The organism is Streptomyces sp. NPDC107546 (genome assembly GCF_055639175.1).
On record NZ_JBVKBA010000003.1, the window covers coordinates 351,852 to 364,552 of the forward strand.

12 protein-coding genes and 1 pseudogene are annotated in these 12,701 nt (G+C 72.0%); 5 read left to right on the forward strand and 8 right to left on the reverse strand.

What is annotated here, in order from left to right; all coding sequences use genetic code 11:
- Positions 1-36: 36 nt before the first annotated feature.
- Positions 37-1,617: an acyl-CoA mutase large subunit family protein gene (locus ACZ7L1_RS06445; RefSeq protein ID WP_471434710.1), complete on the reverse strand. Its 1,581-nt coding sequence runs from the start codon at positions 1,615-1,617 to the stop codon at positions 37-39.
- Between the two features lie 241 nt (positions 1,618-1,858).
- On the opposite strand from ACZ7L1_RS06445, the gene ACZ7L1_RS06450 reads away from it, so the two are divergent.
- On the forward strand, positions 1,859-2,713 hold the full coding sequence (locus ACZ7L1_RS06450; RefSeq protein WP_471434711.1) for a L,D-transpeptidase family protein: 855 nt from the start codon (positions 1,859-1,861) through the stop codon (positions 2,711-2,713).
- 221 nt (positions 2,714-2,934) lie between these two features.
- Here ACZ7L1_RS06450 and ACZ7L1_RS06455 read toward each other — a convergent pair whose 3' ends face one another.
- From ACZ7L1_RS06455 to ACZ7L1_RS06470, 4 genes and pseudogenes are all read right to left on the reverse strand, one after another.
- Entirely contained in the window at positions 2,935-4,017 is a 1,083-nt protein-coding gene (locus ACZ7L1_RS06455; RefSeq protein ID WP_471434713.1) for a hypothetical protein, read from the reverse strand.
- On the reverse strand, positions 4,017-4,691 hold the full coding sequence (locus tag ACZ7L1_RS06460; RefSeq protein ID WP_471434715.1) for an RNA polymerase sigma factor: 675 nt from the start codon (positions 4,689-4,691) through the stop codon (positions 4,017-4,019). Before ACZ7L1_RS06460 ends, ACZ7L1_RS06455 begins: the two co-directional genes overlap by 1 nt.
- 413 nt (positions 4,692-5,104) lie before the next feature.
- The gene (locus ACZ7L1_RS06465) at positions 5,105-5,869 is read right to left on the reverse strand and encodes a hypothetical protein (protein WP_471434717.1); all 765 of its coding nucleotides are present in this window, start codon (positions 5,867-5,869) and stop codon (positions 5,105-5,107) included.
- A gap of 59 nt (positions 5,870-5,928) precedes the next feature.
- Positions 5,929-6,560: pseudogene (locus ACZ7L1_RS06470) on the reverse strand (RNA polymerase sigma factor).
- Positions 6,561-6,832: 272 nt separating this feature from the next.
- On the opposite strand from ACZ7L1_RS06470, the gene ACZ7L1_RS06475 reads away from it, so the two are divergent.
- A complete protein-coding gene (locus tag ACZ7L1_RS06475; RefSeq protein ID WP_471434719.1) occupies positions 6,833-7,717 on the forward strand; it encodes a hypothetical protein in 885 nt (294 codons plus the stop codon).
- Positions 7,718-7,751: 34 nt separating this feature from the next.
- On the opposite strand, the gene ACZ7L1_RS06480 is transcribed toward ACZ7L1_RS06475, so the two are convergent.
- The 3 genes from ACZ7L1_RS06480 to ACZ7L1_RS06490 all read right to left on the reverse strand — a co-directional run bounded on the left by ACZ7L1_RS06480 (position 7,752) and on the right by ACZ7L1_RS06490 (position 10,695).
- Positions 7,752-8,066 carry a hypothetical protein gene (locus tag ACZ7L1_RS06480; RefSeq protein ID WP_471434876.1) on the reverse strand — a complete coding sequence of 105 codons (315 nt, stop codon included), beginning with the start codon at positions 8,064-8,066 and terminating at the stop codon, positions 7,752-7,754.
- Positions 8,067-8,277: 211 nt separating this feature from the next.
- Complete coding sequence (locus ACZ7L1_RS06485) at positions 8,278-8,847, reverse strand: hypothetical protein (protein WP_471434721.1); 570 nt, start codon at positions 8,845-8,847, stop codon at positions 8,278-8,280.
- A 162-nt stretch (positions 8,848-9,009) separates the two neighbouring features.
- A complete protein-coding gene (locus ACZ7L1_RS06490) occupies positions 9,010-10,695 on the reverse strand; it encodes a beta-N-acetylhexosaminidase (RefSeq protein WP_471434723.1) in 1,686 nt (561 codons plus the stop codon).
- A gap of 225 nt (positions 10,696-10,920) precedes the next feature.
- Between ACZ7L1_RS06490 and ACZ7L1_RS06495 the strand changes: the two genes are divergently transcribed.
- The 3 genes from ACZ7L1_RS06495 (at position 10,921) to ACZ7L1_RS06505 (ending at position 12,688) form a co-directional block, all read left to right on the forward strand.
- On the forward strand, positions 10,921-11,523 hold the full coding sequence (locus ACZ7L1_RS06495) for a 2-oxo-4-hydroxy-4-carboxy-5-ureidoimidazoline decarboxylase (protein ID WP_471434725.1): 603 nt from the start codon (positions 10,921-10,923) through the stop codon (positions 11,521-11,523).
- 281 nt (positions 11,524-11,804) lie between these two features.
- Positions 11,805-12,185: a succinate dehydrogenase, cytochrome b556 subunit gene (gene sdhC, locus ACZ7L1_RS06500; RefSeq protein ID WP_103837432.1), complete on the forward strand. Its 381-nt coding sequence runs from the start codon at positions 11,805-11,807 to the stop codon at positions 12,183-12,185.
- An 8-nt stretch (positions 12,186-12,193) separates the two neighbouring features.
- Complete coding sequence (locus ACZ7L1_RS06505) at positions 12,194-12,688, forward strand: succinate dehydrogenase hydrophobic membrane anchor subunit (protein ID WP_471434727.1); 495 nt, start codon at positions 12,194-12,196, stop codon at positions 12,686-12,688.
- The last annotated feature ends 13 nt before the right edge of the window (positions 12,689-12,701 follow it).

Sequence of the window (12,701 nt, forward strand, 5' to 3'; positions counted from 1 at the left end):
ACCCCGCTGGTCCGACGGTCATAACCGGTACGACGGTCAGAACACGTCCGACGGCACGTACGTCCCCCACACCTCCCGCAGCGCGTTGCACACCTCGCCGACCGTCGCGCGGGCCTTCAGGGCGTCCTTCATCGGGTACAGGACGTTGTCCGTACCCTCGGCCGCCTTCTTCAGCTCCTTCAGGGCCGCGTCCACCGCCGGCTGGTCGCGTTCCGCGCGGAGCTTGGCGAGTCGTTCGGCCTGCTGGGCCTCGATCGCGGGGTCGACGCGCAGCGGCTCGTACGGCTCCTCCTCGTCGAGCTGGAAGCGGTTGACGCCGACCACGACCCGCTCACCGGAGTCGGTCTCCTGGGCGATGCGGTAGGCGTTGCGCTCGATCTCGTTCTTCTGGAAGCCCCGTTCGATCGCCGCGACGGCGCCGCCGAGGTCCTCGACCTTCTCCATCAGCTCCAGCGCCGCCGCCTCGACCTCGTCCGTCATCTTCTCGATGACGTAGGAGCCCGCGAAGGGGTCGACCGTCGCCGTCACGTCCGTCTCGTAGGCCAGCACCTGCTGGGTGCGCAGTGCCAGACGCGCGCTCTTGTCGGTCGGCAGGGCGATCGCCTCGTCGAAGGAGTTGGTGTGCAGCGACTGGGTCCCCCCGAGCACGGCCGCGAGGCCCTGCACCGCGACCCGGACGAGGTTCACTTCGGGCTGCTGGGCCGTCAGCTGCACACCCGCCGTCTGGGTGTGGAAGCGCAGCATCATCGACTTCGGGTTCTTCGCGCCGAACTCGTCCTTCATCACCCGCGCCCAGATCCGGCGGGCCGCGCGGAACTTGGCGACCTCCTCCAGGATCGTCGTCCGCGCCACGAAGAAGAACGACAGGCGCGGCGCGAAGTCGTCCACGTCCATCCCGGCCGCGACCGCCGTGCGCACGTACTCGATGCCGTCGGCGAGCGTGAACGCGATCTCCTGCGCGGGAGACGCGCCCGCCTCCGCCATGTGGTAGCCGGAGATCGAGATCGTGTTCCACTTGGGGATCTCGGCCTTGCAGTACTTGAAGATGTCCGCGATCAGCCGCAGGGACGGCTTCGGCGGGAAGATGTACGTCCCGCGGGCGATGTACTCCTTCAGGACGTCGTTCTGGATCGTGCCCGTCAGCTGGTCGGCGGACACGCCCTGCTCCTCCGCCACCAGCTGGTACAGGAGCAGCAGCAGCGCGGCCGGGGCGTTGATCGTCATCGACGTGGACACCTTGTCCAGCGGGATCCCGCCGAACAGCACCCGCATGTCGTCGACCGAGTCGATCGCCACGCCCACCTTGCCGACCTCGCCGTGCGCGATCGGGGCGTCGGAGTCGTGGCCCATCTGGGTGGGCAGGTCGAAGGCGACCGACAGGCCCATGGTGCCGTTCGCGATCAGCTGCTTGTACCGGGCGTTCGACTCGGTCGCCGTGCCGAAGCCCGCGTACTGGCGCATCGTCCACGGACGGCCGGTGTACATCGTCGGGTACACGCCGCGCGTGAAGGGGTACGCCCCCGGCTCGCCCAGCTTCTCCGCCGGATCCCAGCGCTCGAGGGCGCCGGGCCCGTACACCGGCTCGATGGGCAGTCCGGACTCCGACTCGCGCGCCATGGTGTGTGCCTCCGCGTTGCTTCGTTGCTTCGTACTCGGCTTGGTGGCCTGGCTTCGTTACCCGCCAGTACAGACGACCCTCGCGACGGACTGTAGCGGCGGCCCTGCGCGCGGTGGAATCGCCGCACGCTGGGACCTTGCTCACAACCATGCCCCCTGGTTCGCCGTCGGTCACGCGCGGGGAACATCTGAGGAGAAGTGATCGGGCGGAGGCGTCCGGTGAGACGGCCGGGGGGTCGGTATGCGTACCAGGGGCATGGGGAAGTCGCTCGTCGCCGTCGCCGGGGCCGCCGCGCTCCTCGCGGCCGCCGGCTGCACGGCGCAGCCGGGGGACACGGGCGGCGGGGACGGCAGGCACCGCTCACCGGTGCACATCGAGGTCCCGCGCACCCCGTCCGGCGCCGGGCACACCGCGTCCGGGGACGGCGCGCCGAGCGCCGCCGCCCCCGCCCCGAAGGCCTCACCCGCCGCCCTGTGGCGGCGCGGCGACTCGGGCCGCGGGGTGCGCGAGCTGCAGGCGCGGCTGCGCCAGGTCGACTGGCTGTTCGACGGCCCGACGGGGACGTACGACGACCTGACCGAGGACGCCGTCAGGGGTTTCCAGGGCAAGCGCGGATTGCCCCGAACGGGTGAGGTGGACTCGGCCACCTGGCAGCGGTTGCTGGCCATGACGCACGAGCCCGGCACGTGGGAGCTGTACCTGATGGGCGGGCAGCCGGCCGGGGCCCCGGACCGGCGCTGTATGACGGGCCGGGTGCTGTGCATCAGCAAGACGAGTCGCACGTTGCGCTGGATGGTGGACGGACGGACGCTCTCGACGATGGCGGTGCGCTTCGGCACCGAGTACACCCCCACCCGCGAGGGTGTGTTCCGCGTCTACTGGAAGTCACGCGACCACGTGTCCACGCTCTACCACTCGCCGATGCCGTACGCGATGTTCTTCAGCGGCGGTCAGGCGGTGCACTACTCGTACGACTTCGCGGCGCGCGGCTACGCCGGGGGCTCGCACGGATGTGTGAACGTACGGGACGAGTCGGCGATCGCGGCGCTGTTCGCCCAGGTGCGGGTCGGCGACAAGGTCGTCGTCCACTGGTAGACGCCTTAAGGGAGGATGTGGGGCGCGGGGGGGACCGGGGGAACGTGTCCCGCCCGCGCCGGTGCACGAGCCGTGGGTACGGGGGGAACCCCGGCTCCGTGCGACGGCCGATGACCAGTCGGCTCACTCAGTACTGCGCCACTGCGGCCGAAAGCGTCACACCTCCGGCGAAGAATTTTTCAGGAGAAGCGAAACCGCAGGTCAGCGGCGTCGGCGACGGCTCAGTGGCTCTCGGCGGAGCCCAGGGCGCTGTACGTCGGACTCGGGGACGCCGTGTGCGTCGGCACGGCCCCGACCAGGCCGCGGGGTGCGGTGGGCGCTGTGGCGACCGGCGCTATGTGGCCTTCGCCGTCACCGCCGTCACCGCCGTTGCCGCCCTGGTCGCCGTCGCCGCCGCTGTTCCCGTGCCCGCCGCCGCTGCCGTTCCCGCCGCGGCCCTTGCCGCTCGCGTCCTGGCCGGAACCCTCGTCGCCGCCGCCCAGGACGCCCTTGCAGTACGTCTTCACGCGGCCGCTCCCGCCCGCCGCGTCCGCCAGGTCGCGCAGCCGGTCGGGGCCGAGGACCTTGCCGCCGGCCATGTCACGGCAGGACGAGCGCACCTCGGTCCACCGGTCACCGGTCCGGCCCGCCGCGTGGTCGCCCGGGTCGCCGGGCCCACCGGTCGCGGTCGAGCCGTCGCGTGCCTCGTCGCCCGAGGAGCCGTCTCGTCCGGGCGCTCCGGACGTGCCGCCCGGCGACACGGACGGGAGGCCTCCGGTTCGGGTCGTGCCGGGCGTCGGGGTGACCGACGGCTGAGGGGACGTCAGCGCCGGCGACACGGACGCGGCCGGCCCCGGGTCGTCGCGGAACGGGGTCGGCAGCACTCCGGTTCCGGCCGCCACCGCGACTCCGCCGATCATCCCGGCGGCCACCGTGGCGGCCAGTCCGAAGCGCACCGTGCGCCACCGGCGGGCCCGCCACCCACTCGCCTCGGGACGGCCGAGACGGACGAGTCCGGCATCGGAGTCGGGAGTCCCCCCTGCTCGAGCGAAGTCGGGAGCTTCGGGGAGGGCGGCGAGCTGCGGGTGGAGCACCGCCCCGTTGTCGTGCCGGGCCGCACGGGCGGCTCGGAACGCGGCCACCGCGGCGCCCTCACCCGGGAGTTCCTCGCTGGCCGCAGAGGATGTGGCGGCCAGAGCGGCGAGCGCTTCGGCCAGCCGTTCGGCGCGGGCACGCGCGTCGGCGTCGACGGGGGCCGGGGGCTCTCCGCGCAGCAGACGCTCCGCCGCGTCCCTGTCCAGCCACCTGTCCTGCTCGTCGGCCATCACATGTCCTTCTGCGTCCGCGAACGCGTATGCGTCACACCGGCGGACGACACCGCACGTCTGTGCGCGTCTCGCTGTGGAGGCACGGCGCCGAGCGCGCCAGCCGATTCCGGATCCGTGTCCGGATTCACGTCGAGCAGCTCCGCGAGCCGCTTCAGACCGCGGTGCGCCGCCGTGCGGACGGCTCCCGGACGCTTGCCGAGGGTCTCGGCGGCGGTCTTGGCGTCGAGACCCACGACCACCCGCAGCACCACGGCCTCCGCCTGGTCCTGCGGAAGCTGGGCGATGAGCGAGAGGGTGCGGTCGGTTGCCAGGGCCTCGATGGCCTCCCCGGCCGTGTCCGACTCGGCGGGCTTCCCGGTCAGTTCCGTCTCGTCGCCGCCGATCGCGGGGCGGCGGCCGCGCATCCGTACGTGGTCGAGGGCGCGGTTGCGGGCGATACGGGCCGCCCAGCCGCGGAACCGGTCGGCGTCGCCGCTGAACCGGTCCAGATCACGGGCGATCTGCAGCCACGCCTCTGAGGTGACGTCCTCCGCGTCCGGGTCTCCGACCAGCGTGCGCACATACCCGAGCAGCCGCGGATGCACCGCGCGGTACACGGTACGGAAAGCGGTCTCGTCCCCCTCCTGTGCCGCAAGTACCGCGGCCGTCAGCTCCGCGTCGTCCCCCAGCACCCGAACTGCCCCTCTGTGCGCCTGATCCGGCACCGCTCGCGCGCGCCGGGTTCTCGCCGTCGTGATTCCTCGTCCTGCCTGTGGTCTTCAGGCCGCTCGTGGTCTGCGGCGGTTGCATCACCCGTTATTGCTGATCGTGCGGTCGGCGCGAAAGGCACGTTACGGCCTGAAACCGCTCTTCGTCCACGCCCGTGCAACGTGCAACCAACCCGTGACGCGGCGAGGTGTGACAGAAAACGCATCCACGGCGCTGTAGAGAGTGACGGGCCGCCGCGCGGCCCGTACCGCGCGACGGCCGGGGCCTCTCCTGTGGGGGGTGGCGGCCCCGGCCGTTGCTTCGCGGCGTCGCCCCTGCGCCCGGACGACGCACGCACGAGCCACCGGAGCGTCGGGGCCCGCGCGAGGGCGCCGGATCACTTGTTCTTCCCGCCGCCCTCGGCGGCCTTTTCGGTTTGTCCCCCAGGCCCGGGAGTGCGGGAAGCCGCCGGAGCCTTGCCCACCTTCTCCGCCTTGTCTGATTCGCCGGAGTTACCCGGTTTTCTGCCGTCCTGTGTCAACTGCTCGGCACAGTAGGCGGCGACGCCCTGCTCACCGCCGGAGGCCTCCACCAGCCGCCGCCACGCCGTCGAGCCGATGGCCTCGCCACGGTTCTTCACCTGCTCGTAGGCGCGGCAACGGGCCTCGGTGTCCTGGGCGGTGTCCGGGCGGTCGGGAGAGACGGAGGTGTCCGGCGCGGGGGACGTCACCGATTCCGGCGCCCCGCTCCACCGGCCCGGGGTGCTCGGCGACGGCTGCCGCCGCCCGCGACCGCCGCCGTCCCCGCCGTCGAAGGAGCCGCCCGGGCCGATCGCCGCGAACGCGACTCCGCCCAGGGTCAGTCCGGCGAGAAACAGGCAGACCGCGGCCTTCACCGACGACCGCACACGCCGGTGCCCAAGCGGCCTCCAGTCGTCCCGGGGCCGGGTTCGCGCCCGGGGCGCGCCGGCCTCCCGGACGGCCCGGAACGCGGCCACCGCCCTCTGTTCGGCCTCGGCGTCCAGGGCGCCCTCGCGCAGTGCGGCGGCGAGCAGCGCCTCCAGCGCGGCGCCCCCGGCCACGCCCGCAGAGGCCGACGCGGTACCGCCGGGGTGCACGCGCCGACGGCCGAAGACCTGGCCGTCGCTGTGCCGTTCACCCATGTCCGCACCCATCTCTGCCCGGCGGCCGGCCCAGTCTTCGTGTCCGCCGCCGCTGCCGCTCACTTCGACTCACCCAGCGTCCTGGGGCCGTCATCCGTCACACCTGGTCTCCCGTGCCCTCGACGCGCAGCCTCTGGGCCAGACGCTTCAGCCCCCGATGGGCCGCGGTACGCACCGCACCGGGCCGCTTGCCGAGCACGCGGGCGGCGGATGGGCCGTCCAGGCCGACGACCACACGCAGGAGCACGGCCTCGGCCTGGTCGCGTGGCAGTCCGCGGATGAGTTCCAGGGCGTGCTCGGTGGAGATGGACTCCATCGCCTGGTCATGAGTGCTGTGGACACCCGGAAGTTCGAGTGCCTCCTGCTCCAGCCCCGACGATCGGGGCCGTACCCGGCGGCGGCGCAGGTGGTCGAGCGCGCGGTGCCGGGCGATGGTCGCCGTCCAGCCGCGGAAACCCGCCCCGTCGCCCTTGAACCGCCCCAGGTCCCGGGCGATCTCCAGCCAGGCGTCGGACGCCACGTCCTCCGCCTCGTCCGCGACGAGACCGCGCAGATACCCGACCAGCCCCGGCTGCACGATCCGGTACGCCACCGCGAAGGCGGCTTCGTCCCCCTGCTGAGCCCGCGCGACCGCAGCGCCCAGTTCCGCGTCGTACGGGTGTACGCGGCGCGGTTCCCCTCCCTGACCCAAGACTGTCCTCGCCCCATACCGAGTTCGCGGCGGGTTTGTGTGTAACACCCCACGATCATCAGCGTCAGGACTCACAGAAGTGTCACAGCCCGTCAGGTGGCAGCCGACTGCCGGGCCCGCCCATGCAGCGTCAGCCGGCGCGTCCGCGCCGTGCCGAACGCCGAACTCCGTACACGCTTGGCGCGGCCTTTGCCCCGCTTGTCCGGGCGGTGGCGTCGAAGGCCCCGCCTCCTGTACAACCGGGCGCCTTCCGATCGTGAAGGAGTGCGCGCGTGAGATCCCGTTCCGCCGTTGCCGCGCTGGCGGTTCCCGCCGTGTCCCTGTTCTCGTTGTCCCTGGCCGGGTGTGCCGGGAGCGGCGGAACCGGAGCCCCGGCGGAGTCAGCCCCCGCGGACGTCGGCGCCAGGCCGAAGGCGGCACCCGCCGCACCACGGACACCAGAGGAGTTCCTCGCCCGGGCCAGGGAAGCGATGTCGGGGCAGCAGGGCTGGACGTTCACCGTGAAGGGGAACGAGGGCCTGATGTCGCAGGGGCAGCAGAGCACCGCCACGTACACGGCCACGGTACGGCGCACCCAGAGCCCCATGGCGCTGCACTCCACGGGAACGACGTATGCCAAGGGCGCCGCCAAGCCCGAAGAGGTCTACGTCGTCGAGGGGACGGGGTACGTCAGGAAGGGCGCGGCCGGGTCACGGTGGAAGAGCGGCCCCCTGTCGGACCCGGAGATCGGGAACGCGGTGGAGGACCCGGTCGCCACGCTCACCGCGTTCGGGAACTACGCCCGGGAGGAGTCGGGCGACGGCGTCTCGGTCGTGAAGTCGGGCAGTGCGGTCGAACTGCGGGCCGAGGTGGCGTCGGTGAAACTTCCCGCCGTACGGGACCGGGGCGTCGTGAAGCAGGCGGTCCGCGAACTCACGCCGACTCTTCGGCAGTTGCGCGCGGCCGGCGTCAGTGCGCCCGAGAGCCAGGTCCTGGTGGAGCGCGTCGAGGAGGTGCTCTCCCTCGACTCCGTCACGTATCGCATCAGCTCCCACCGCTTCCGGTGCACCTTCCTCATCCCCTACGGGGGTCGGACGATGCGTTACACCCAGGACGTGACCGAGCGGACGGACGGCGCGTTCACGGGGACCATCACCCTCCCGGCGGACCTCGGGTGAATCCTCGGACGGCCGCGACGGCCGCGACAGACCCTCAGGCCGTCCCGCTCGTCGCGTCCCGGCACAGCAGCCGCAGCGAGCCGTCGCCGTGGAAGCAGCGGCGGGCCTCGTCGATGGGATCCCACAGGCGGCCGTCGGGTGTGCGCACCCAGTGGTCGCCACCGGAGGACCACCACTCGCCGCCGGTCAGCCGGACCACCACCTCGCCCGCGTACGCCCCGAACCCGCGCAGCGCGGCCTCCACGGCGGCGTACGGCGCGCCCTGACGGCTTATCTCCTCGATCGTCCGGTCCACACGCCACAGGCTCTGCGCCGAGTAGTCGAGCCGCAGCCGGGCGCCCTCGCGCATGGCCGTGACGGCGTCGGCGGCCCAGCGGACGGGCTTCGTTGCGGCGTGGGGCCTGGTCACCTCAGTTGCGTTCACACCCGGAAGAGCGCGCTCCGCCGCCCTCGCGTCACGCCGTTCGGAGGGGGTCCCCGACACCGGCGCAGGACCGCCCCACCGCACCACAGGACGGTCACAGGATCCTTGCAGCGGAAGGGGTTTACGGCCTCTGAGGCTACGAGCGGCCCCGTGCGCGCCGGGACACCACGGCCCGCAGCACCCGGCGCCCCTCGGTCGACACGTCGAGGGCCCGGCGCAGTCCGCCCGCGCCGTGGTCCGTGACCAGCTCCAGGATGGCGACCTGGCGTCGCAGTTCCGCGGCGACCAGCGGTGGCATGTGGTCCGTACGGCCCTCGCGGCGGACCGCGACCGGGGCGTCGTCGTCGGCGGGGTCCAGCAACCGGTGGATCTGCAGCGCGGCCACCGAGCAGGCGTCGGCCCACCGGCGCAGGGCGTCGGCGGACGGCTCGGCGGGGACCGCCTCGAGCATGCGGCGGGCGAGCCGGGCGGCCTCCGCCTCGGAGACGCACTCGGCGTCCGCCTCGGAGCCCTCCCCGGCCGCCAGCTCGGAGCGCGCCTTGGTGAGCCGCTGTTCCCACTCGTGTCCCTCGACGAGGCTCGCCCACAGCGGCCGCAGGACCTCGTCGTCGCCTCCGAGGAGTGGCACACACCGGTCCAAACAAGCCAGTCCGCTCGCCGCGAGTGCCCGCTCGTCGGCCTGTGCGATCAGGTCCACCAGGCTCATCAAGCCTCCTCGAAACGCCTCGTCGGGGCGCCTCATCCGTACGGAGCCCGCATCTTCCCTTACTGCGTGCGACGGGCCGGGAGTGTCACAGTCACACCAGGGGAGTTGTCGAGGCGTTCGAGGAGGTCATTTTCGGCCATCGAGCCTGCCCGAGGGGGCGTTTCAGCCCAGTCGGCCCGCCAGCGCCTTGAACTGTGTCCAGGACAGCGACGGGGTCCGCGAGTCCCACAGCTTCTGCGCCGTCGCCCGCAGCGGCATCCGGATCCCGGCCGCCACCTGGTCCTGCGTCTGGGCGTTCGGGCGGTCGCCCCAGACGGCGAAGACGCCGCCGAGGATCTGCCCGTCGTACCGCGCGGGCACCGCCGTCGTGCCCCGCAGCACCCGCGGGGTCCACTGCTCGTAGATCCGCTGCCCGGTGGGGTAGACGAAGGTCTGCGGCTGGCCGAGCACGTAGTAGAGGTACTCGTCGTTGTAATTGATCACCTTGCGGCCCGCGCCCAGGTAGTCGGTCGGCGGCCGGGCGCCCAGTTCCTTACCGGTCCAGTACGCGGCCTGAAGGTCCCCGGCCGGCTGCACGGAGCTCGCCCGGTAGAAGCCGTCGTTCCACGCCCGCATGGTCCTGCCGTGCCCGCGCATCACGTTCGCGCGGTCGTTCAGCCAGCCGGTCGCGAGGTCGGCGACGCCCGCCTTCGGCCCGAACCGGGCCCGCGCGGCGGCGGCCAGCTGCGGGTAGGAGGCGGCCGGGTTGCGCGCCATCAGCGCCAGGTACTCGTCGCCGCCGAGGTGCCAGTAGGCGCCGGGGAACACACCCGAGAACTCGCCCAGCAGATCGTCGACGATCTTCGCCGCCGCGGGCTTGGAGATGTCGACCGCGCCGCGCGTGGCGACCCCGGAGGCGTTGCGCAGCTGGATGTCGGGGTGGGCGGCGATGACGGCGCCCAGGTGGCCGGGCGAGTCGATCTCGGGCACCACGGTGATGTGCCGGCTCGCCGCGAGATCGACGATCTTCTTCACCTCGGCCTTGCTGAGGTGCTGCTTGGAGACGATCTCCGGGTGCGAGGAGGACTCGATGCGGAAGCCCTGGTCGTCGGAGAAGTGCAGACCCAGTTCGTTGTACTTCAGGTCGCCCAGCTCGCGTATGCGGTCCTCGATCCAGCCGGCCGTGTAGTACTTGCGGGCGATGTCGAGCATGAACCCGCGCCGCGGCTTGGCGGGCACGTCGTTCACGACGCCCTCGGGCGCGGTGCCGCCGCCGTGCACTTCCTGCTTGAGGGTGCGGGTGCCGTAGAAGACGCCGGCCTCGCCGGGCCCGGTGATCTTCACCCGCCCGTTCGTGACGGTCAGCGTGTACGACTCCTGGTTGCCGCTGCCGGCCAGGCCCAGCTCCACGTCACCGTCGCCGGCGCCGGTCTGCCCGCCGTACGCCATCCCCAGCTCCCGGGCGAGCAGCCGACCCTCGTCGGCGAGCTGAGCGTTGTCGACCACCACCCGGTGCCCCGAGGCGGGCCGCCAGCCCGGGCCCCGCGCCGCGGTGAACCGGCTCACGGCGGGGATGGTGCGGGGCGGCTGCGACAGGGGGTAGGAGGGCGACGGGACGGAGCGGGCGGAGTTCGTGGACGCCGCGGACGTGCCCACGGAGGCCCCGGCCCCGTTCGGCGAGCCGCCACCGGAGGGCCACAGCGTCACGGCCGCCGCCACACCGCCCGCCACCACGATCCCGGAGGTCGCCAGCAGCAACCTGGTGCGCCGTACGTGCGTCTTCCTCTCGGGGGCCCGCCTGCGGCCGGTCACCGGGCCACATCCGTCTCGACACCGGGGCACGGTCGCGCCGTGCCCCTCTGCACGCATATGCGTAGTGGTATTCGCCCGACCTTGGACCGCACGCGCCTCACCTCCACACTCTGCCCCCTGCCGTTCTTTTCCGAAGCTACGACCCCCGTCCGGCCCACGTGTCCACGAGAGGCCCCGAAACTCTCCCATCCGGGTGAAATCCGGGCAGCGACTGGACGCCGACCCGACCGCCGTCGCTAACGTGGCGGCGCATTTCTCACACGATCCCCTGCCGACCCGCACGTGGCGCGCACGAGCCGTCACGCCAGCCGCCGAGGACCCACGCTGCCCGCGCACCGTCTCCCGCACCTCCCCGGCCACACCGCCCTCCCGGCGCAGCACCGCACCCAGGCCGCCACAGGCCTGGAGCGGTTCAACCGCGCACCCGCCGACGACGTCCGGCGCGCCCTGCTCACCTGCTGCCGCAGCCTGCGCTGGGTCCACCGGGTGGCCGAGCACCGCCCCTACCCGAACCTCGACTCCCTGCTCGCCGCAGCCGACGAGGCGACGTACGACCTCACCCGCACGGACCTAGCCGAGGCCCTGGCGGGGGAATCACTCGCCCCGCTCCCCGACGGCACGTACTCCGCCGCCCACACCGCCCTGAGCGCGGCACACGCGGCGTATGAGAGCAAATTCGGACATGTATTCATCATCTACCTGGACGAGGTGGCGCCGGACGAGTTGCTGGACCAGCTCCTCGCGGCCATCCGATCACGATTGGCAAACGATCCCGAGGACGAGTGGGTCCTGGTGACGGAGGAACTGCGCCGCTTGGCGAGGGGGAGACTGATCCGTTCGGTACGGGACTTTTGTGACCAACCCGTGCCGGACCGTGCCCCATAGGGGCGCGGGGCCGTGACGACATGCGGCTCCGCCGCGTGGGCGCGAACGACCACGAACCACCCGTATCCGGGGTGAAACCACAGCGCCGACCCCCGTAGCCGCCCGGCCGATGAGCCATCCGTGCTCGTTTGAGTGCCTGATTGATCACACCGGCAGGCCCCCCGTAAGCGCCGCAGGCAACCGTCGCTACGATGCTGGGGGCCGGTGGACCGTACCCGGCCGGGCCCGACCGACACAGAAAGCCGGCGCGGCCCTAGTCCCCGCTCCCGGAGGGTTCTTCCGTGCCGGCTGGAACGCTGTACCGCGGCCGGGAAGGAATGTGGTCCTGGGTGGCTCACCGAGTCACCGGCGTCCTCATCTTCTTCTTCCTGTTCGTACACGTGCTGGACACCGCTCTCGTCCGTGTCTCCCCCGAGGCCTACGACAAGGTCGTGGCCACGTACAAGACACCGATCGTCGCGATTCTCGAGTACGGCCTCGTCGCCGCCATCCTCTTCCACGCGCTCAACGGCCTCCGCGTCATCGCGGTCGACTTCTGGTCGAAGGGCCCGCGCTACCAGAAGCAGATGCTCTGGACCGTCGTCGGAGTATGGGTCGTGCTGATGCTCGGGGCGATCTACCCCGTCCTCGGCCACGCCGCTCGTGAACTCTTCGGGAGCTGACGCGCACGATGTCGAACAACACAGTCACCACTGAAACCACCACCTCCGGTATCGGCCCCGTCGAGGGTGCCCCGCTGTACGACGTCGACAACCCGGCGCCGGTCATCGAGCCGCCCCGCAAGCGGACGAAGAAGACCCCGAAGTCGACCCGCGGCAACTTCGAGATGTACGGCTGGCTGTTCATGCGCCTGTCCGGCATCGTGCTGGTCGTCCTGGTCATCGGCCACCTGCTGATCCAGCTCGTGCTGGACGGCGGTGTCTCCAAGATCGGCTTCGCCTTCGTGGCCGGCCGCTGGGCCTCCCCGTGGTGGCAGGTCTGGGACCTGCTGATGCTGTGGCTCGCGATGCTGCACGGCGCCAACGGCCTGCGCACGGTCATCAACGACTACGCCGAGCGGACGAACACACGCCTGTGGCTGAAGGGCCTGCTGTACACCGCCACGGTGTGGACCATCCTGCTGGGCACGCTGGTGATCTTCACCTTCGACCCGAACATCCGCTAGGCACGGGGCTGCG

Excerpts from the sequence above, each read along its gene's own strand:
- ACZ7L1_RS06480 (WP_471434876.1), bottom strand. The coding sequence starts at position 8,066 with ATGCGCGAGGGCGCCCGGCTGCGGCTCGACTACTCGGCGCAGAGCCTG.
- ACZ7L1_RS06490 (WP_471434723.1), bottom strand. The coding sequence starts at position 10,695 with ATGCGTGCAGAGGGGCACGGCGCGACCGTGCCCCGGTGTCGAGACGGA.
- ACZ7L1_RS06485 (WP_471434721.1), bottom strand. The coding sequence starts at position 8,847 with ATGAGCCTGGTGGACCTGATCGCACAGGCCGACGAGCGGGCACTCGCG.
- ACZ7L1_RS06455 (WP_471434713.1), bottom strand. The coding sequence starts at position 4,017 with ATGGCCGACGAGCAGGACAGGTGGCTGGACAGGGACGCGGCGGAGCGT.
- ACZ7L1_RS06505 (WP_471434727.1), top strand. The coding sequence starts at position 12,194 with ATGTCGAACAACACAGTCACCACTGAAACCACCACCTCCGGTATCGGC.
- ACZ7L1_RS06445 (WP_471434710.1), bottom strand. The coding sequence starts at position 1,617 with ATGGCGCGCGAGTCGGAGTCCGGACTGCCCATCGAGCCGGTGTACGGG.
- ACZ7L1_RS06465 (WP_471434717.1), bottom strand. The coding sequence starts at position 5,869 with ATGGGTGAACGGCACAGCGACGGCCAGGTCTTCGGCCGTCGGCGCGTG.
- ACZ7L1_RS06450 (WP_471434711.1), top strand. The coding sequence starts at position 1,859 with ATGCGTACCAGGGGCATGGGGAAGTCGCTCGTCGCCGTCGCCGGGGCC.